This is a genomic window from Candidatus Eisenbacteria bacterium, assembly GCA_016930695.1.
Classification (GTDB): domain Bacteria; phylum Orphanbacterota; class Orphanbacteria; order Orphanbacterales; family Orphanbacteraceae; genus JAFGGD01.
Map to the genome: position 1 here is coordinate 27941 of JAFGGD010000037.1, position 19608 is coordinate 47548.

Here is a 19608-nt window from a genome sequence, read left to right on the forward strand (position 1 = left end):
AATAGTGTTGGACGTTTTCGGCGTCGACGGATCAAGCGCATCCTCCTATTCAAGCTCGACCACCTCGGGGATTTCATCACCGCCCTACCCGCAATCGCCCGCCTGCGCTCAGTCCATCCGACTGCCGAAATAACACTTGTGGTGGGATCCTGGGTCGCTCCGATAGCGGAAGGACAACCGGGTGTAGATCACATTATCGTATATGATAGCCCCCGCTATTCTCGGGTCGGAACCCAGGGAGGGGGGAAACTCTCGCAGCTTCTGGCCGGATTTCGCCCCGACTTGATCGTCGGTCTCCGCGATGATTGGGCTTCTCTCCGATACTCGATCTTCGCTGGCGCAGTCCACCGCTTCGATCGAGGGGGAGTACGGGTGTCAGCTAAAGTCGGTTCCCTACGGTTCAGGCGCGGTCGTGCGGGAAAATCGAACTCTATGCATGAGGTGGAAACGAATCTCCGGATTGTCGGCGTGAACGACTTCAGTGTTGAGCGGCGGCCCTCACTTCAAGTGCGGGAGGACGTCGCGACGGAAATCAGCGAGATGATCCGGGATCGGCTCCCTTCCTGTCGGCACTATGTTGTGATTCATCCAGGCGCCATTTCCCCTCTCCGTTGCTGGTCTTCGCACCGTTTCATTGAAGTGATCCGTTGGATAAGGGAGAGCACGGATCTCGGGGTTGTAGTCACGGGCTCTTCTTCTGAGAAAGCCCTCGCGGAAGAGATCGTTTCGGACACTAGGTCGGGTGTGATCTCGCTGGCGGGCGAGACTTCTCTGATTCAGGTGGTCGCGGTGATTTCCGGGGCGCTTGCCATGGTTTCCGTCGATACAGGGGTTATGCACATCGCTACTGCAGTGGGGACTCCTGTGATCGCTTTAGTCGGCCCGGAAGATCCGAACCGTTTCGGTCCCTACGGCCGAGAGAATGCCGTCCTGTACCACAACTATTCCTGCTCTCCTTGCGACCAAGTGAATTGTGTGAGGGGGAGACCGGAATGTATGGAGACGATCACCACCGATGAAGTGATCGGGGCACTCCGGCGAGTTCTCGTTGGGGCTGGTTTCGACTACGGAGGCTCCTAATCCGTCTCGATCGTTTCGTGTCCGCCGTTGTCCGGGGCCCGAAGCTTTGGTATATTCCTAGAGTCATTCGACTTGGCTTGATCGAAGAAAGGAGCCGAACAAGGGCATCGGTGGATCCGTGAAAATTCTCTTCCTCACCTCTCGACTCCCCTATCCTCCCCACCGGGGAGATCGGATCCGGACTTTCCATTTTCTGCGACGATTGGCCAGGGATCACGAAGTTCACCTTATCTCGTTCATCGAAACCCGAGAAGAAGAGCGGTATTTCCCGATTCTCGAACAGTTTTCTCGTGTCGACACGGTCCTACTGCCGAAGGAAAATTCTTTCAGGAACATGATTCGAGGGATCCCATCTTCCCTGCCCCTCCAATTACACTACTACAGATCGGTCGAAATGGAGGCGTTGGTGCGTCAGCGATCTGAGGCCACACGTTTCGACCTTGTGTACACCCATCTGTTTCGAATGGCCCCTTTCGCAGTGCTCGTGGATGGGGCGATTCGCGTGCTGGATTTAACGGACTGTGTTTCCCGCGAGCTTGGCGGGTCCATTTCGTATCGACCCCTATGGATGCGTCTCCCCCTTCGGATGGAGACGGCTCGGATTCGCCTCTACGAAAAGGAAGTAACCGCGGATTTCGACGAAGTATGGACGATCTCTGAATCGGATCGTGATGAGATCGCAGCTGGGGCTCCGGGCGCCCGCATTCACGTAGTGCCCAACGGGGTCTCTCAGGAGCTCTTCGACGTGCGCACGGACCGGAAGTCCCCCATTCTGGGATTTCTGGGTAACTACCAGGTACCGCATAACATCGACGCTGCCCGGATTCTCGCGCTTCGAGTGATGCCCATCGTCCGCAGCCGATTTGCGGATGCCCAGCTGCACTTGATCGGACACGGTCACTCTCGGGCGGTCGACCGGCTGGACGGGTTTAACGGCACAGTCGTGGTCGGGCCGATCGACAATTGGGCCGACGCCCTCTCCCCGCTAAGCGTATTCGTTGCTCCCCTGAGGTACGCGGCAGGTGTACAGAATAAGATAGTCGAAGCCATGGCGGCGGGTCTCCCGGTGGTCACGTCCTCCCCAGGAAACTGTGGTCTTCAAGCTAGGTCCGGTTCGGAGATCCTAGTTTACGATAGTCTTGAGGAATTCGCGGTCGCCACCGGCGATTTGCTCCGAGATCCCAACCGGGCAGCCGCCATCGGGGAACGCGGCCGGGCCTTTGTTCGGTCGAGGTTTTCCTGGGACCGGGTCGCGGAGAGGGTCGGGGAATTGCTCGCGTCTCGGTCCGTCCTTGGTGGACCCGGGTTACCGGAAGGGACGGGGGGCTAGAGTTGTGGAAATGAATCGCAGGGGAAACAGATACGCGGATGCTCTCCCCGCCTCTCGGGAAGCACTCTTGGGTTGGTGGTTGGGAGGGGGGCTCGGCCTCCTCCAGGGATTGGCTCTCCTCCCCTCGGATCAATGGCGGGTCCACATCTGGATACTTCCGCAGACCTTCCTGCTTTACGCCTTCCCCACGTCCATTCTCGCCTTGGTTTGGGGCTCGATAATATGGCGGGCGTGCCGGATTCTTCGTCGGGGACCGTCTCGCGGCGGCGTAATGGCGTCTTTCGTCGTCATCCTGCTCTGCGTTCCCATTTTCGTCCATGTTCACGTGAATCGCCTGCCGGGTATAAGCCTTCTCGCTCCAGTCAGCGTCGCATGGTCCATAGTACTTTTTCTTGGAGGCGTATTGCTCTTCTTCGTCATTCGTCTCCTTTTTCGCATCCTCACGGGATTGTGGAAACTGGATGAGGGGCTTTCACTCCGGCGGGCATTCCTACACGGGGTTCTTCCTCTGACGCTACTGGTTCTCCTGGCCGCGTTGGCACCGATTGTTTCTTGGCCCGGCAATGCAGATCGATCGTCGGCGCTGAAGGAAGGTTGTCGGCTGCCCCACGTAGTGGTAATCGTCATGGACACGACACGAATGGACCGGCTCTCCTGCTACGGGTATCCCCGACCGACAACGCCCTTTCTTGAGTCCCTCTCCGCCCGCGGCGTGAAGTTCACGAGCGTGATTTCCCCGTCACCCTGGACCCTTCCCTCACACGCGTCGATTCTTACGTCCAGGTATCCCAAGACTCATGGAGCCCACATGGGGCATTGGCGATTGGGCGACGAGAATAGAACCCTCCCGGAAATCCTCCAGGAAGCCGGCTTTTTCACAGCGTGCTTCGTATCCAATCCCTTTTTGTCGCGCGTATTCAATCTGGACCAGGGTTTCGACGTGTATGATGACGAACTCGAGTCGTGGTTTTATCGTACACAGCTTTGGCGCATCGCGACACGCCTCGGCGCTGCGGATCGCTGGAAACCGCACTATGCCGAACGCCGTGCCGGTGCCACGGTATCCCGGCTTTCTGAGTACTTGGATTCGCAACGGGGAGAACCGTGTTTTCTCTTTCTGAATTTCAACGACCCTCACGCACCCTACTTGCCTCCCGAGCCCTATCGAAGCCGATTTTTGAGAAATCCCGATTATCGCGGCCTGATGAAGTCACCTTCAACACATGACGACATTATTCGCGTCTCCGACGCTGGTCTCGGTTCCGAGGATTTGGAATATTTAGGGGATCTTTACGATGGGGAGTTGGCCTACCTAGATGGTGTGCTCGCGGAACTGTTCGACGACTTGGAGCGGCGCTTCGAGGATCGGGGGATGATCTTGGTCGTGACCGGAGACCATGGGGAGAGTTTCGGGGAACACGATCTCCTCGGGCACCGGGGATCCTTACACTACCCGCTCTTGTCCGTTCCCTTGATTTTCTATGGCCCCGGAATAGTCCCAGAAGGTGTCGTGGTCTCCGACCGGGTTCAAACCACGGACATCGCTCCCACACTTCTCGAGTTGCTGTGCATTGATGTGCCGATGGAGATGGAAGGTGCGGGGCTTGGGGATCTCTGGCTCCCCCGACCAGCTCCGCCTCCGGGGGGAGACGAGAAAGACCGGGAAGGTTTCGCCGAACTCTACCCGGATGCCGATCTTACTAGACGCATCCCGGACTTCGATCGGCGCCTGACCGCTTTTTTTAGGGGGGCTTGGAAACTGATCGCCGGGGACGACGGGACAAGCCTGCTTTACAATGTTGTATCGGATCCCGACGAGACCCAGGACGAATCCGAGCACGAGCAGGAGACGGTCGCCGACATGGTTTTGCGGGTGGAGACCTGGGTTGGCGAGGGCCAAGAGAGGTCGGAGTCGACTCCACTGGACGCAGCTACTGCCGAACGGCTCCGCTCTCTCGGATATCTAGAGTAGGGAGCATTCTCAGACCTTTTCCTCGACGGCGCTACCACCTTTTGGGATAATCTGATTGTTCACTGCGTGAACCGTGATCGAGGGGCGTCGAGGGGTTTCCCTGCGTCACCTTCGCCGTAAAAAGGGAAAGGTTTTCATACATGAAGTCCCCCGCCGCCACCATCACGATCTTCGCATTCTTGCTCGCGGTTTGGTGTCTTCCCGCCTTCGCACAAGAAACCGAAGGCGTGGTTGTTTCTGGTCTTTCCGCTCTGGTAATCGAAGGCCCGGTCGATGAGTCAACTTATCTCGTTGGACCGGGGGATGTTTTCACCGTGACCATTCTCGGAGAAGCCCAGAGATCCTGGACGATACCGGTCACGCCGGAGGGGACCGTAATCATCCCACCGGTCGGGGCGATCTCCGTGGCTCCTCTGACCCTGCTTGAGGCCAAACAACGGGTAAGTGAAGAACTTCTAAGCTATTACCGGAATGTAGAAATCCAGTTTGTTCTCACCCAACTCCGTCGCTTCGAGGTCCACGTGCTCGGCCAGGTCGAGAATCCCGGCACCTACATCGTAACCGCGCTGACGCGCGTCTCCTCCGCCATCGAGATGGCGGGCGGATTCCTGGAAGAAGGGTCGCGCCGGAGCCTGACGATCCGCGGTTTGGACGGGGAGACGGAGTATGCCGACGTCCTCCGTTTCGAAATGCTCGGTGAGAGAGAGTGGAATCCATTCGTCTCCGACGGCGATATCGTCTACGTCCCCGTGAAGCTGCGGGAGGCGAGCGTCCACGGCGGCGTCGCCCTTCCGGGGCGCTACGAGATCGTCGAAGGAGAGAAGATCATGGACTTCATCCGGATCGCCGGAGGATTCACGGACGATGCGATCCGGGATTCGGTGGAGATCCGCCGTTTTCTAGTCGACGAGCCGTCCCGAACGCGCCGCTTCTTCGTCGATCTCTCGGTCGATCCTCCGCGGAGCGACGAACCGGATCTTCTTATTCGCGCGGGGGACGAGATTTTCGTACGGGGGATCCCGCAGTGGCATCTGCAGCGGGCGGTGACCGTGACGGGCGAGGTGCTGTTTCCGGGCGTCTACGCGATCGATGAGGGGCGGGAACGTCTGAGCGAGTTGATCACGCGCGCGGGCGGCTTCACGGAAGACGCCGACTTGATCGAAGCGAGCGTGACACGCCGCTCTTTCCGCAGCGAGGCGGAGGATCGCGAGTTCGAGCGTCTCCGCACCATGCCGGTCGCCGACATGTCCGAGGACGAGTACGCCTACTTCAAGATGCGTTCCCGGGAGAAGAAGGAAGAGGTGGTGGTCGACTTCGTTTCCCTTTTCCGGGAGAACGACGCGGAAGAAGACATTCTTCTCCGTCGAGGGGATGTAGTCACCGTGCCCCAGATGAGCAAGACGATCACGGTGAGCGGGCAGATCGTCAATCCGGGTCGTCTTCCCTTCACCGAGGGAGAGGACTACCGCTACTACATCGAGCGGGCCGGCGGCTACGCGCGACGGGCATCGAAGGGGAAAATACGCATCATCAAGGGTTCGACGGGAATCTGGTTCAACCGGGGAGAAACCGATCTCGAGCCGGGCGACACGATCTGGATCCCGGAAAAACCGGACCGGGATTACTGGGCTCTCTTCAAGGATTTCATGACCGTCGCCGCCCAGGTCGCCACGGTCTACATCGTCGTCGACCAGGCCACGAAATGATCCGCCGCTAGTTACAACGAACCGTCTCGAAAAGAAACGCCTCCAGTCGCTCCACGATTCGGTCCCAACCGAATTTCTTCTCCACCAATTCCCTGCCCGCACGGGCGATCCGCGCCGCCCTCTCCCGATCGCGGATCAACAAGATGATCCCGGCCGCGATCGCCTCTTCGCCGTCCGCTTCGAGGAGATGCTCGCCGGAGACGTACGGGATTCCCTCGGCGCCGAGGGTCGTGCTCACGACGGGCCTCTCGTTCGCCATCGCTTCCAAGATTTTCAGGCGCACTCCTCCGCCGACCCGAAGGGGAACCGCGAAGATCGCCGCGCCTTGTATCGTCGTCGCCGCGTCCTCGATATGCCCGAGGACGCGGATTCCACGTCCCGGATCGTGCAAGGGCGCGATCGCACTGTCCGGGTCCTCGCCTGCGAGCCGGAGTTCGGCGTCCGGGGCGGCGCGGCGGATCCTCGGAAAGATCTCTTGCGCGAGCCATCGAGCAGCTTGCCGATTCGGCTCCCACCGGTAATTCCCGAGGAAGATCACGGTGTCCGGACGCTCGGGGGGAGGGATCCTCTCGCCCGGCCGGACGGGCGCGCCGGGCGGTAGCACGCTGATCCGCGCCTCGGGTGACAGTTCCAGCAGCCCCTCCCGGTCGCGCCCGGAAAGGACGAGGACGCGGTCCGCTGCGGCGGCCGCCTCCTTCTCGGCTCGCCGAACGCGCGCCAGTTCGATGAGTCCCGCAGCGCGTACGAATGGGGAACGTCCCGACAGATAACGCCGGAAGAGCAGGCTCTCGAAGTTGTGGTTCACCAAAACCACCGGCGTCTTCCGCGCGGATTCTCGGATCAACGGAATCAGATAGGCGGTAAAGAGCGTGTCGAGAAGGACCACGTCGAAATGATCCCCTTCGAGCAAGCGGGCCGTCTCCCGAGCGACGGCGGGGAGCGTGTGACGCGTGACGCGATACGAGAGACTACTCTTCAGGATGCGTCCGACGATCCGGCCCCTCGATGGAGCCGCGCAAGAAACGGAACGAACCTCCACGGATCCCGAAAGGCTCCGGAGCGCCTCTTCGTCGCTTTCCCGGCGAATGGGCGCGATCAGCGTCAAGGCGTGGCCGCGGCGGGCGAGCCCGGTGGCGTGGTGATAAGGGACGAGCTTTCCCCCCGAATCGGGGGGAACGGGCGCGTAGGGAACCGTATGAAGGATCCGGAGCTTCTCCTGCGAATCCCCCATGGGATCTCCCCGCCCCTACGCCCCGAGCTTCTTCGCCACGGCGTCGCGCACGGCTTTCGAGGCGGCCCGGGCGCGTTCGAGAATCTCGTCGGCGCGGCGGCGGATGTCGTCGACGAAGGCCGGGTCGTCCAGGTCCGCCAGGTTGATGATCACGTTGAACCAGGCGCCCTCGGCGGCCCCTTCGGCGCAGATCGCAGCCACCGCCGCGTCGGAGGCGCTCGCCGGATTCCCTTTTTCCGCGGCGCGGCCGGCGAGATCGATCACCTTCTCCGTCGCGGCGAGGGTATCGAAGGGGACCGTGACGGCCTTCTTCATCGCCTCCAGAACCGCCGCGTCGCGCGCGGCGATCTCCTCGTCGGTCTTCTTGGGTAGGCGGCGCGCGTCGAGCACCGCGCCGAAAGCGTCGGTGTCCCGGTCGATGGCGTGCAGGAAGAAGTCCTTCAGAGGCTGCGCCTCGGCGGCGAGATCGGCCATCTCGTCCCAGACGTCCTCCATCCCCTTCTTCCGCACCGTCAGGTTCGCCACCATGCCGGCCAGGGCGGCGCCCATCGATCCGCACACCGCCGCCACGCTCCCGCCGCCCGGCGCGGGGGACTCGGTGGAGACCTCGTCGGAGAAATCGCACACCCGCATCGACGCGAGCGGCCCCATCCTTTCACCGACGCGGTACTCGATCACTTTCTCTTCGGGCTTAAAGGGATAAAGATCGCCCAGGCCGAGGGACTGCGCCGCCGTCTCGATGAGAAGCGATTCGGGGACGCCGTGGGAGCGCCCCTGCTTTTTGAGGTAATGGACGCCCGCGCGCAGGAGCGCCTCCTTGGGGATCAGCCCGACCAACTCGCTGCCGGTGACGCGCATCCCCCGCTCCGTCGCCTGCTTGCACACTTCGTCGAAGACCTCGTGCACCGGCGACACGTCGAAGTCCGTGAAATTGATCGAGATCTGGGCGCGCTTGTACTCCTCGATCACCCAGCCCACCGCCTTGATGCTCTTGAAAAGACCGGGCGTCTTGACCGCCTTGCCGCTCTTGTCGCGAACGATCTTCCCCTCGTCGTCCCGTTTCGACCGCCCCGCCTCGCGGATGTTGAGGGCGATGTCGTGGGCGAGTTTGCGGTCCAGCGTGTTCAGGTTGATGTTGTAGGCGATGAGGAATTTGCGCGCGCTGATCGCCGTCGCGCCGGCGCCGGGATTGAAGGTCGCGGGGCCGTAGTCCGGCTTCCTCTCCGGCTTCTTGATGTTCTCGGCGAGCCCTTCGTATTCGCCCTGCCGGACGTAGGCGAGGTTCTTCCTCTCCGGCGTGGTGGCGGCGAATTCGTACAGGTAGACCGGAATGCCCAGCTCGTCACCGACCCGCTTGCCGAGACGGTTGGCGAGTTCCACGCAGTCGTCCATGCTGACGCCGGAGACGGGGACGAAGGGGCAGACGTCGGTGGCGCCCATCCGGGCGTGCGCCCCGTGATGGTGTCGCATGTCGATCAGTTCCGCCGCCTTCCGGATCAGCAGGAAGGCCCCCTCCACCACCTGGTCGGGGCTCCCCACGAAAGTGATCACCGTCCGGTTGGTCGCCTGTCCCGGGTCGACGTCGAGCACGGTGACGCCCGACTTCTCCGCCTCGGCCACGACGGCGTCGATCACGGCCCGGTCCCGGCCTTCGCTGATGTTCGGTACGCATTCGACGAGAGCCATATTCCTCTTTCCTCGCTGAAAATCGACGGTTTCGCCCCCGGCGGGGCGTTCGGTTCTTCCGTGAACCCCTATTACAACACAGCGGCGGGCGGCGCTCAACGGCTTCCGGACTCCTGGCGGCGGAGAGAAGGAAATGTGATCCGGACGTTGTCGCCGGGGGCCGTGTTCTGCTAATGTGGTCGTCTACGCCCGAAACAGAAGGAGAGGGGCACCGTGGAGGATCTCCGTAGCGTTCTCAAGCTGGATGAGCACCCGAAGGGGGGAGCGGTCGATCTCTCCGGGGAGCTGGTGGATCGGATCGACGCGGCGGTGGAAGCCGCCCTGGCCGAGGAGGGGGGCGCGGACCGCCTTCTTTCTCTGCTGAACCCCCTCGTGCAGGGGAGGGACGTGGGCGTGTCGGTGCTCTACGCGACCGCCTTCACGCAGGCCCGCTCCGGCGAAACCGAACTCGCCCAACAGATCTTCTCCATCCTCTGCGAGCAGCTCGAACAGAAGGCGAAATGGGAGCCCCTGGGAGCGGTCATGGAGAGGGTGCTCGCCCACGCCGGATCCCCCGAGTTCGCCCGCGTCGCTGCGCGGCTCTGGCGGAAGGGGGGCGGCAGGCACGCCAAGGTGGATCTCCTCCGGAGGGCCTACGGGCTCGATCCGGAGAATCACCTGATTCTCTGGGCCCTCGGCGCTTCCCTGATGGAGGGGGGAGACGCCGAGGGCTCTTTTCTTTTGGCGAAATCCCTTCCCGGGTTCGCCGCCAAAAAGGACGTGGAGAGGGTGGAGGAGGGGGTTCTGGCGATCCTGGAGCGCCCGGAACGCCGCCATTTGGTTCTCGTCACGGAGGCGCTCGACCGCCTGATCCGTGAGGGGGAGGGAGAAACGGCGGTCACCCTTCTGGAGCTGGCCCAGGATGCCCTTATCGGGCAGGGGCTCGCCGGAGATGTCTGGACGATTCTCCGCCGGGCGCTGGAGAAATCCACGGAGAAGGAGGCTTTCCGCGGCGTCGCCCGGACGATGGGGATCGCCGCCCACGGCGCGATCCGCAAACCGGAGCGTCTTTTCGATCGCGCCGGGATCGCCGAGAAGAGCGTTCCCGTCGAAGATGCGCTCGTCGCGCTCGACAGGCTCCTCGAGCTGCCGCCGGGGCGCCACGTGCTTCACGGGAGCTGGGGAGTCGGCGAGATCATCGACAACGACGGCGAGCGGCTGCAGATCCGCTTCGAGAAAGAGGGGGAGAGAAGCATGAGCGTCTCTCTCGCCAAAACGGCGCTTTACCTCCTCAACCCGCAGGACCTGCGCGCCAAGGTGTACGTGGACCGGCCGGGGATGCTGTCCGCGCTCCGGGGGGACCAGGCGGAGTTTCTCTTCCACGTGATGCAGCACCTCGGTGGCGAAGCGGGGGTGGACGACGTCCGTAAGTTGTTGGTGCGACTCGAGCTGCTCGAGCCGACCGGTTGGTCCGAGTGGTGGAAACAGGCGCGGCGCGGCGCGGAAAAGGACGAACGATTCGATCTCTCCCAGCTCTTCCGCAAGGTGATCCGCCTTCACAAGGAGGGGGAGCGGACGTCGCCGCTTCCCGAGGTGGACCTGAAGTCCAAGCTCCGCCGCGGCATTGATTTGCTCGTCAAGTTTTTGGAGCAGCACCCGGAGGACGCCGGCGAGGTGGTCCGCCGTTACGGCGAGGAACTGCGCGTCCGGTCGGCGGAGAAGGATCGCCCCCCCACGGAGCGGGTGCAGGCGCTTCTCCTGCTGCGCCGCGCCGGCGACACGGGCGAGAACGGGTTCCAGGAGGCGATCCTCGAGTTCGCCAAGGCGCCCGACCTGACCCGCTTCGGCACGGAACAGCAGAAGGACCTTCTCGAGATGGCGCCGCCGGAGGTGCGGGAGACCGCCGCCTTCATCCTTCTCGATTCGCGCGTCCAGTCGATTAGGCGCGAGGCGTGGCGCATTCTCTCCGAAGGGGAGGGGAGCGGCCGGGAGAAGAACATCTGGGCCGTGATCGGCGGCAGCCCGCAGCGCGGCTACGCCGTCTTCCACATCGTGCGGGAACTGACCGGCGAGCCGACGGTTTCGCAGTGGGCGCTCATGGACGCGCTGGTCCACCTGATCGAGAATCCGGAGAAGGACGTCCTCCGGCGGAACGCCCTCGATTTCCTGGAGACGGAGAAGTTCCGCGCCGCGCTCGCCGCCGCTCCGGCGACCGACGAGGAGGCGAGTTCCCTCCGGAATCAGCTCCTGCATTGGCGCCACTCCGAGCGCTTTCTCTTCCCCATCGTGGAGGCGTTGAAGGGGACTCCTCTCGGCGGGGTCGCCGAGGAGGTGGAAGCGCAGCGCCAGTCGATGCACGCCACGCGCGAGGATGGGATCTACGACCGGTTCGGCGGCCGGGTGCTCATGACCCGCGCCACTCTCATCCGTCTTCGCAAGGAGGTGGAAGAGCTGGACTGGGATTTGAAGACCACCATCCCACAGGAAATCCGGAAGGCTCGGGAGCTGGGCGATCTTCGGGAGAACGCCGAGTACGACGCGGCGAAGAAGAAGCAGGCGGACGCCACGCAGCGGCTCGAAGAACTGTACCATCGGGTCCGTCTCGCCCAGCCGATCGAGGAGATCGAGATTCTCGAGGACCAGATCGGACCCGGCACGGAGGTGGATCTGCGCGGTTCCGGCGGTGATCTCCGAACCTACTGGGTGTTGGGAGAGGGGGACCGCACGTTCGGCGATAACGTGATCAGCTATCGCGCCCCCCTGGGCGAGAAGCTGCTCGGTAAACGCGTCGGCGAGGATGTGGAGCTGATCGACGAGGAGCGCTTCCGGGTCGACGCGATCCGGGTCCGTCTTCCGGAGGCGGGCGAAGGGGACTAGAGGACCGCGCCGGCCCCGCCGCGCCTCCGGCGGCGCGGTCGTTTCCACGGATTCTTTCCCCATTGTCCGCGCGTCTCGCTCCTCGCGCCGCGGTCTTCCCCTTCTCCGCGCCGCTTCCCGTGGGCTTTCCCCGCGACACCGTGAGAGGATGAGGTCATGTTCGCGGACGGACCTTTTTGGATCGATCGAAAGGACGCGCCGTCGCGCGAGGAGATTCGCTTCGTCCTCATCGGCACCACCGAGCCGGGGAACATCGGCGCTTCGGCGCGGGCGATCAAGGCGATGGGTTTCGGGCGGCTCGTGCTCGTCTCGCCGCCGGAGGGATGGCGCACGCCCCACGCCGAGGCGATGGCCCACGGCGCCGAGGAGATCCTCGACGGGGCGGAGACCCACGGCACGGTGGAGGAGGCGACCGCCGGCTGCGCATGGGTTGTGGGAACCACGCGCCGCACCCGGCGCCACCATGCCGAAATCGTCACTCCGCGGGAGTGGAGCGGGCGGCTCGCCTCCATTCCCGGCGACGAAAGGGTGGCGATCCTCTTCGGTCCCGAGAAGACGGGGCTCAGCAACGAGGACGTGCTCCGCTGCCGCCTGATCATCACCGTGCCGACGCCGATGGAGCACCCCTCGCTCAACCTCGCCCAGGCGGTCATGCTCCTCGCCTACGAAACGGCCCTCGCCCTCAGGGAGCCGGCGGAGAGCGTCGCCCGTCCGAAGCCCGCCACCGCTGAGGAGTTGGAGAGGCTGTACGAGACCATGGACCACGCGCTCCGGGTCAACGAATTCGAAGAGAAGCGTCGCGTCGCGCTGGTTCGCCATCTCCGTCTGATCCTCCACCGCGCCCAGCTCAGCGCCGAGGAGACGCAGACCTTCTTCACCCTCGCTTCGCGAATCCGCGGGCCCCGTCCGAGGGGAGAGCGGCGGGAGTAAACCGCTTTCGATCGACCGCCGGCAAAAGATTCATGGATAAAAAAAGGGGGGGACCGGTGTCCTCCCCCGATTTCTTTTTCGGCCGAAGCGGTTCCGCTCGGTCTCGCCTACCGGGTGCGGCCCAGAAGACGCCAGCCCGCCGGGAGGGCGAGCGCGGCGAGGACGATCTTCAGGATGTCGCCGGCGAGGAAGGGGACCAGGCCGGCGGCGGCGGCGCGCGCGACGCCGGTGAAGAGGGAGAGCCAGGCGACGCCGCCGAGAAGAATGACCGCGTTTCCGGCGATCATGGCGAGAGCGGCCGTCGGGAAGCGGCGATCCCAGCCTCGCTCGCAGAGAGAGCCGACGATCCAGGCGGCGGGAACGAACGCGATCAGATAGCCGCCGGTGGGGCCGAAGAGGCGGGCCGCGCCGCCGCTCCAGCCGGAGAAGACCGGAAGGCCGGCCGCCCCTTCGATCAGATACGCGATCATGGTCGCCGCGCCGAGGCGCCCGCCGAGAAGGGCCGCGACCAGAAGGACGGCGAAAGTCTGGCCGGTCAGGGGAACCGGGACGAAGGGGATCGCGATCTGCGCCGAAAGGGCGATCAGCAGCGTCCCCCCGAGGACCGCCGCCCCGCGCGCGAGAAGCCCCCGCCGGGGAAGAACGAGATCCGCAAGTGTAAGAACCGCTTGCCGTTGCATTTTCTTCTCCTCGAAACCGGGCCGTAGCCCGGCGGTTCGGTTTTCCGCGAAAACCGCCCCCTTCCGGAGGCGCGGACCTCCTGTATACCACAGAACGGCCCATCACTCATCCGTAAACTGAAGAGGCGTACGGGACCGTTGCCTGGAAAAGGAGGGCGGGGGATTCTTTCCCCCGCCCGCGAGGTTCGTCCACGACCGAACGGCCCGCCTATCGAAGAAGGGTGACCTTGCGGGAGAGGCAACCCCGGTCGGTACGGAGGTTCACGAAGTAAACCCCCGGCGCGAGACGGCGGCAGAGATCGTCGGAGCCGTCCCAGGTGAAATAGTGGGCGCCACTTCCCTGCGCCTCCCAGCCGTGCGAGAAGACGACTCGCCCCGCGGCGTTGTACACGCGGATCTCACAAGGCGAGGGGGTGGGGAGGTAATAACGGATCACCGTGGAGCTCCGGAAGGGGTTGGGCACGTTCGGATCGAGCCTCGGATTGGCGGCGGGTCGCGTCTTCGGTCCATCGACGGAGGTGAGCGTCTCCAGGATCTCGGAGATCGGCGTCCCCGTTTCGAAGGGGTTCTCGAAGCCCATCATTTGTCTCAGCGTGGGGGCCACGTCGCGAATCGAGTAAGTCCCCGAGGCGACAGTCCCCCGGAGCACGCCGGGGCCGATGAACATCGCCCAGATCTCGCGGCAACCGGCGCAGTTAGGGGCGCAGCCGCTGCTGTCCGGGAGCCAGCCGTGGCCGTGGTTGTGAAAACCGTAGCTTATGTCGTCCAGGTGCCTGCCGTGATCGGTCGCCACGATGAGGACCGTCCGGTTTCGGTAGCGCGGGTGCCCCTGCAGGAAGGGCCAGAGTTCCTCGATGACGAGCCGCTCCGCTTCCCGGTAGATCTCCTCGGCCCGCGTCCAATAGCAAAGGGTGTCAAAATCGCAGGCGTATAAGCCGGGCATGTGGCTCATCATGTCGTACTCGGAGAGATTGATCCCCATCCAGACCACATCCGCCGTGTCGAGGTGTTCGATGGAACGGTGGAGGATGAGCGAGTCGGGACCCTGGTACCACATCAGCCCCTCCAGTTCGGGGGGCGGATCGGACCGGGCGATCAGCGTGCACGGTTCGAAGGGTTGCCCGTAGTCCGGGTGGGCGGAGTGCATGTTCTGATTGAAAAGATGAATCTTGCCGGAACTGAAGGCGGTGGCGCTCCGGGGGAGGCCCCGTTGCTTGCGAATCAACTCGAAGTGCATCGGATCTTGGGGATGCCCCTCCCCATTGCGGCACTGGTTCGGCTCGCCGCTCCCCCAGAGGATCGCGTGGTTGGGATCGGTGAAACCGATAGTGAGGTTCACCAGATCCGGAACGTACGCGCCGAGCGAATCGATCCAGTCGATCAACCGCCCGTTCCACTGGTGGAATTCCTGGTCCCGGATCCCGTCGATGGTCACCACCACCGCCCGGAGGCTCTCCGGTTCGACGGGGGGCGGCGAGTAGGCGGTCGCGGGGTTCGTCATGACGGCGAAGAGAAGGCAGAGGGGCGCGAGCGCGCCTGGGAGGCGGGCGGGAGACCGACGCGAAACAGACATGGACGACCTCCTCAGGTGGGGTCGGAGAAAGCCCCGTCCAGATCACGTTCCAATGCATATTCTGTTTTATGCGTAAACACGCCCGGCGACCGCGCCGGACGCGGGGTCGCACCCGCATACGAAAAGGTTGTCGAAACAAGTATATAGGATCGATCTGTGGATGGGCAATTGAAATCGGCGGCCGGGGCGCGCCGGGGGGAGGAGGCCGGAAGGGAGGGGGAAAACGGGGGCGCGTTGGACCGTTGCCAAGCGATTGGACCGTTGCCAAGCGACCGGTCGTTCTGTTAGTTTCTACCCGCTCACACGTGGGGAGGAGAACGCCTTGGCGGACGACATCGCCGCGACCGCGGCCGGAACTCTAGACTACACAAAGCGTTTCGAAGGCAAGATCCCCGAGGACCACTTCCGGACTTGGGGCGGTCTCCACCTCGGCAGCATCGGCATGGGCACCTATCTGGGGCCCCACGACGCCGACACGGACACGCTTTACGAGGGGGCCGTTCGGGCCGCCCTCCCCTACGGATGCAACTGGATCGACACGTCGATCAACTACCGTTGCATGCGGAGCGAGAGGGTGGTCGGCCAGGCGCTGGAGGAGATGATCGCCGAGGGCTCTCTCAGGCGGGACGAGGTTTTCCTCTCCACCAAGGGCGGCTACATCCCCTTCGAAGACGAGCCCCCGCCGAACATCCGCGCCTTCATCCGGGCGAACTACGTCGAGACGGGACTGATGGAGCCGGAAGACCTGGTGGGCGGCTGCCACAGCCTGGCGCCCCGTTTCCTGGAGGATCAGATCGAGAGGAGCCTGGAGAACCTGCGGGTGGAGAGGATCGACCTCTATTACCTGCACAACCCGGAGGTGCACGCCGCGGTGCTCCGCGAGGAGGATTTCGCGAATCGGCTCCGGCGCGCCTTCGCCGTTCTGGAGGAGCAGGCCGCCAAGGGGCGAATCGCTCGCTACGGCGTTTCCTCCTGGGACGCCTTTCGGGTGGACCTTTCTCACCCGAACTATCTTTCGCTCGCCCGCCTGGTGGAGATCGCCCGCGAAGTGGGCGGCGAAAACCACCATTTCGTCTCCGTGCAGATCCCCTTCAACGCGGCCATGATGGAGGCGTACGCGTTGAACGCCCAGGAGGTGGAGGGCGAGCAGCTCTGCGCCATCGACGCGGCGGGACGCTTCGGCCTTCTGACGGCGGCCAGCGTCCCCCTCCTTCAAGGGCGGATCCTCTCCAAGTTCCCCGACTTCCTCGTCAAAGGGATGAAGGACCTGGAATCCAACGCCGTGCGGGCGATTCAGTTCGCGCGCTCCATCCCCGGCCTGCACACCATCCTCGTCGGCATGAGCCGCGAGAACCACGTGGCGGAAAATCTCTCGCTCGCCCGGCGCAGTCCCCTCCGGGAGCGGGACCTCTACGCGCTCTTCGGCTCCTGAGCGGCGTCCGGCCCCCAACTATCTTCTTGCCTGAAATAAACGGTGCGGGTCGGGAAGGCGACCTCCAGGCCGAGCGCCTCCAGCTCGCGCATGATCGCCAGGTTCACCTCTTGCCGGACGGTGAGGTATTCCGCCCAGTCGGTACGAATCGACAGGAACTGCACCAGGATGTCCAGGCTGCTGTCGCCGAATCCGGCGAAGCGGACGACGATCGAGCCCGGTTCCGCGTCCTCCCGCGCCTCCAAGACGGCGCGGATCCGCTCCAGCGCCCGTTCCATCCGGTCCGCGTCGGTCTCGTAGGTGACCCCCAGGGTGAAGCGCACGCGCCGCCGCGACCGCTGGGTCAGATTGTCCACGGTCATGTCGGCGAGCTTGGCGTTCGGCACCGTGACCATCGTCTTGTCGAGCGTCCGCACCCGCGTGGAGCGGAGGCCGATCTCCTCGATGACTCCGAGGAAGCCGTCGCCGGAGACCAGCTCTCCCACGCGGAAGGGGCGGTCCAGGATGATGGTGACCGATCCGAAGAGGTTCGAGAGGGTGGTCTGCGCGGCCAGGGCGAAAGCGAGGCCGCCGATGCCGAGGCCGGCGAGGAGCCCGGTGACCTGGTAACCCAGGTTTTGCACGACCACGACGAAGGCGAGTATGGCGAACACGACCTTGACCGTCTTGCGGATGAGCGGCACCAGCTGATCGTCCAGAGTGGACTCGGTTTTTTGCGTCATCTTCGCGAGAAAGAGGGTCAGCACGTCGGTCAGCCGGATGAAGAGCCAGGTGACGTCCAGCGTGATGAGAACGATGATTAACACGCGAAGGAAACGCTGCACGTCGAGGGGCTCCGACGGCAGCCGGAGCACGGCGAAGGCGACGCGGAAGCCGACGAGGATGATCAGTGCGCCGACGGGGCGCTCCACCGCTTGGATCAGGTGGTCGTCGATGTCGGTGCGGGTCCGGTCGGCGAGTTTTCTGAGCCGGTCCAAGATGATGGATTGGAAGATCTTGCGGACGATGAGCGCGGCGAGGAGGATCCCCACCAGCGTGGCGCCGTCGCCGACGGTCACCCCCTGAAAGCCCAGATTCCAGATTTCGCGCAGACGATCCATGGAAAATCCCCTCCTTGATCGGCGGTTCGTTTTTGTTCTTCGTCGAGAGAGAGACGCTAACAAATTCGGCCGGCGGCGGCAATCGGAGGCGCGAAGAAGGGGCGGCGCGAAGGGGCGCGCGCCGGCCGGCGGCGGCGCTTGTGTTCCGCACCGCGCCGTTTTATCGTCGGGAGGGAGAAGGAGGCCGGCGGATGGAACGGCGGCGAACCAGAACGGTGATGGTGGGGAACGTGCCTGTCGGCGGCGAGCACCCGATCGTTCTTCAGTCGATGACGAACACGGACACGGAGGACGCCGAGGCGACGGCGCGGCAGGCGGCGGCGCTCGCGCGCGCCGGCGCGCGGATCGTTCGTTTCGCCGTCCCCACGCTCCGATCGGTGGCGGCGATCGCCCGCGCGCGGGAGTCGCTCCGCGCCGCGGGCGTGCACGTGCCGATCGCGGCGGACGTGCACTTCGCCCCCGGCGCCGCTCTGGCCGCCGCCGAAGTCGCCGAGAAGGTGCGGATCAACCCGGGGAACTTCGCCGACCGGCCGGACCGGACCGTCCGGGGGGAGACCTTTGAAGAGGGCGCCGGGCGGGCGGCGGAGATTTTCGGCCCGCTGGTGGAGGCGCTCCGGAAGCGGGGGGCGGCGCTCCGGATCGGCGTGAACCACGGCTCCCTCTCGGCGCGGATGTGCGAGCGTTTCGGCGACACGCCGGAGGGGATGGTCGAATCGGCGCTGGAGTATCTGCGGGTGTGCGAGCGGCTCGGCTACCGGGAGGTGATCGTTTCCTTGAAGTCTTCTATCCCGGCGGTGACGGTGGCGGCGAACCGCCTCTTCGCGGAGAGGGTCGACCGCGAGGGGGGTTGTTACCCGCTTCACCTCGGCGTGACCGAGGCGGGGCTCGGGGAGGAGGGGCGCGCGCGGAGCGCCGCGGGGATCGGCGCGCTTCTCGCGGGCGGGCTCGGCGACACGGTGCGCGTGTCGCTCACCGAGGACCCGGTGGAGGAGATCCCGGCGGCGCGCGCGATCGTCGGTTTCGGTGAGAAGGCGCGCAAGGAGCGGGAGGAGCGGCGCGGCGGCGGCGGAGCGACGCGTGAGATTCCGGCTCTCCGCGTCGGGCCGGTTTCGATCGGCGCCGCGGCTCCCTTCGCGGTGATGGCGGACGCGGAAGCGGCCGCGGGAGAGACGGGCGAGCCGCCGGAACTGTCGGTGGTCGAAGAGCGCGGCGCGGTGAAAGAGAAAGCGCGGGCGGGAGCGGCGGTTCTTCTTCGGAGCGACCGGCCGGCGCGGGATCTCGCGGCGTGCGGCGCGCCGCCGCACGGGCTCCTCTTCGATTACCCGCTCGACTCCGCGGAGGAGGGGACGGCGCTCGGCCGGGCGCTCGCGTCATCGGGTATCGTCCCCTTCCCGATGCTCCGGGCCGCCTCGGTTCGCGAGATCGGGCGGATGATCGACAGGCTCGTCGACGAGATGCCGGAAGCGGCGCGCGGCGGCGCGGCGATCGGGGCGCCGTCGGGCGCGCCCGCGGACCTCGTCCCCGCGCTCGACGACGCGCTCGCGGCGAGGGGACTCGGCTGGCCGGTGGTGATCGTCGAGAGCGGAGCTCGGGATCCTCTGGAACGGGCGGTGCGCGCCGCCGGCCCGCTGCTCGGCGGTTTCGGAAGCGTTCTGTGGATCCGGGGCGCCGCCCCTTCCGCCGCTTTCGATCTTCTGCAGGGGACGCGCCGGCGCCTGACCCGCGTGGAGTACATCAGCTGCCCCTGCTGCGGCCGGACCACCCTCGACGTGGAGGCGGCGGTCCGCCGGGTGCGCGAGAGAACTTCCCACCTGAAGAACCTGAAGATCGCCGTCATGGGGTGCGTGGTGAACGGCCCGGGGGAGATGGCCGACGCGGACTTCGGCTACGTCGGCGGCGGGCGCCGACGCGTCGATCTCTACGCGGGCCGGGAAAAGGTGGAACGCGGCGTCCCCGAGGAAGAGGCCGTGGATCGACTGGTCGATCTCCTGAAAAAGCGGGGGCGTTGGCGGGAGCCGTAGGGTCTTTCCCC

13 protein-coding genes are annotated in these 19608 nt (G+C 64.6%); 8 read left to right on the top strand and 5 right to left on the bottom strand.

Annotated elements, in window-relative coordinates; genetic code table 11:
* Window positions 1–432: 432 nt before the first annotated feature.
* From JW958_09415 to JW958_09430, 4 genes are all read left to right on the top strand, one after another.
* The gene (locus JW958_09415) at window positions 433–1080 is read left to right on the top strand and encodes a glycosyltransferase family 9 protein (GenBank protein MBN1826474.1); all 648 of its coding nucleotides are present in this window, start codon (window positions 433–435) and stop codon (window positions 1078–1080) included.
* Between the two features lie 118 nt (window positions 1081–1198).
* A complete protein-coding gene (locus JW958_09420) occupies window positions 1199–2410 on the top strand; it encodes a glycosyltransferase (GenBank protein ID MBN1826475.1) in 1212 nt (403 codons plus the stop codon).
* A gap of 67 nt (window positions 2411–2477) precedes the next feature.
* Complete coding sequence (locus JW958_09425) at window positions 2478–4382, top strand: sulfatase (protein ID MBN1826476.1); 1905 nt, start codon at window positions 2478–2480, stop codon at window positions 4380–4382.
* Window positions 4383–4696: 314 nt separating this feature from the next.
* Window positions 4697–6088, top strand: coding sequence for an SLBB domain-containing protein (locus JW958_09430; GenBank protein ID MBN1826477.1), 1392 nt, complete (start codon window positions 4697–4699; stop codon window positions 6086–6088).
* 7 nt (window positions 6089–6095) lie between these two features.
* Here JW958_09430 and JW958_09435 read toward each other — a convergent pair whose 3' ends face one another.
* Window positions 6096–7319, bottom strand: coding sequence for a glycosyltransferase (locus JW958_09435; protein ID MBN1826478.1), 1224 nt, complete (start codon window positions 7317–7319; stop codon window positions 6096–6098).
* A gap of 15 nt (window positions 7320–7334) precedes the next feature.
* A complete protein-coding gene (gene ftcD, locus JW958_09440; GenBank protein ID MBN1826479.1) occupies window positions 7335–9005 on the bottom strand; it encodes a glutamate formimidoyltransferase in 1671 nt (556 codons plus the stop codon).
* Window positions 9006–9218: 213 nt separating this feature from the next.
* On the opposite strand from ftcD, the gene JW958_09445 reads away from it, so the two are divergent.
* Both JW958_09445 and JW958_09450 read left to right on the top strand, forming a co-directional pair.
* Window positions 9219–11861 (top strand): GreA/GreB family elongation factor, encoded by a 2643-nt coding sequence (locus tag JW958_09445; protein MBN1826480.1) that lies wholly within the window; start codon window positions 9219–9221, stop codon window positions 11859–11861.
* Between the two features lie 156 nt (window positions 11862–12017).
* Window positions 12018–12791 (top strand): RNA methyltransferase, encoded by a 774-nt coding sequence (locus JW958_09450; protein MBN1826481.1) that lies wholly within the window; start codon window positions 12018–12020, stop codon window positions 12789–12791.
* A 107-nt stretch (window positions 12792–12898) separates the two neighbouring features.
* Here the strand turns inward: JW958_09450 and JW958_09455 are convergent, their stop codons facing one another.
* Window positions 12899–13471: a biotin transporter BioY gene (locus JW958_09455; protein ID MBN1826482.1), complete on the bottom strand. Its 573-nt coding sequence runs from the start codon at window positions 13469–13471 to the stop codon at window positions 12899–12901.
* 208 nt (window positions 13472–13679) lie between these two features.
* On the bottom strand, window positions 13680–15044 hold the full coding sequence (locus tag JW958_09460; GenBank protein MBN1826483.1) for a T9SS type A sorting domain-containing protein: 1365 nt from the start codon (window positions 15042–15044) through the stop codon (window positions 13680–13682).
* A 322-nt stretch (window positions 15045–15366) separates the two neighbouring features.
* On the opposite strand from JW958_09460, the gene JW958_09465 reads away from it, so the two are divergent.
* Window positions 15367–16476 carry an aldo/keto reductase gene (locus JW958_09465; protein MBN1826484.1) on the top strand — a complete coding sequence of 370 codons (1110 nt, stop codon included), beginning with the start codon at window positions 15367–15369 and terminating at the stop codon, window positions 16474–16476.
* On the opposite strand, the gene JW958_09470 is transcribed toward JW958_09465, so the two are convergent.
* The gene (locus tag JW958_09470) at window positions 16455–17576 is read right to left on the bottom strand and encodes a mechanosensitive ion channel family protein (GenBank protein ID MBN1826485.1); all 1122 of its coding nucleotides are present in this window, start codon (window positions 17574–17576) and stop codon (window positions 16455–16457) included. The two genes, JW958_09465 and JW958_09470, sit on opposite strands and share 22 nt — an antisense overlap.
* 191 nt (window positions 17577–17767) lie before the next feature.
* On the opposite strand from JW958_09470, the gene ispG reads away from it, so the two are divergent.
* A complete protein-coding gene (gene ispG, locus JW958_09475; GenBank protein ID MBN1826486.1) occupies window positions 17768–19597 on the top strand; it encodes a (E)-4-hydroxy-3-methylbut-2-enyl-diphosphate synthase in 1830 nt (609 codons plus the stop codon).
* Window positions 19598–19608: the final 11 nt, after the last annotated feature.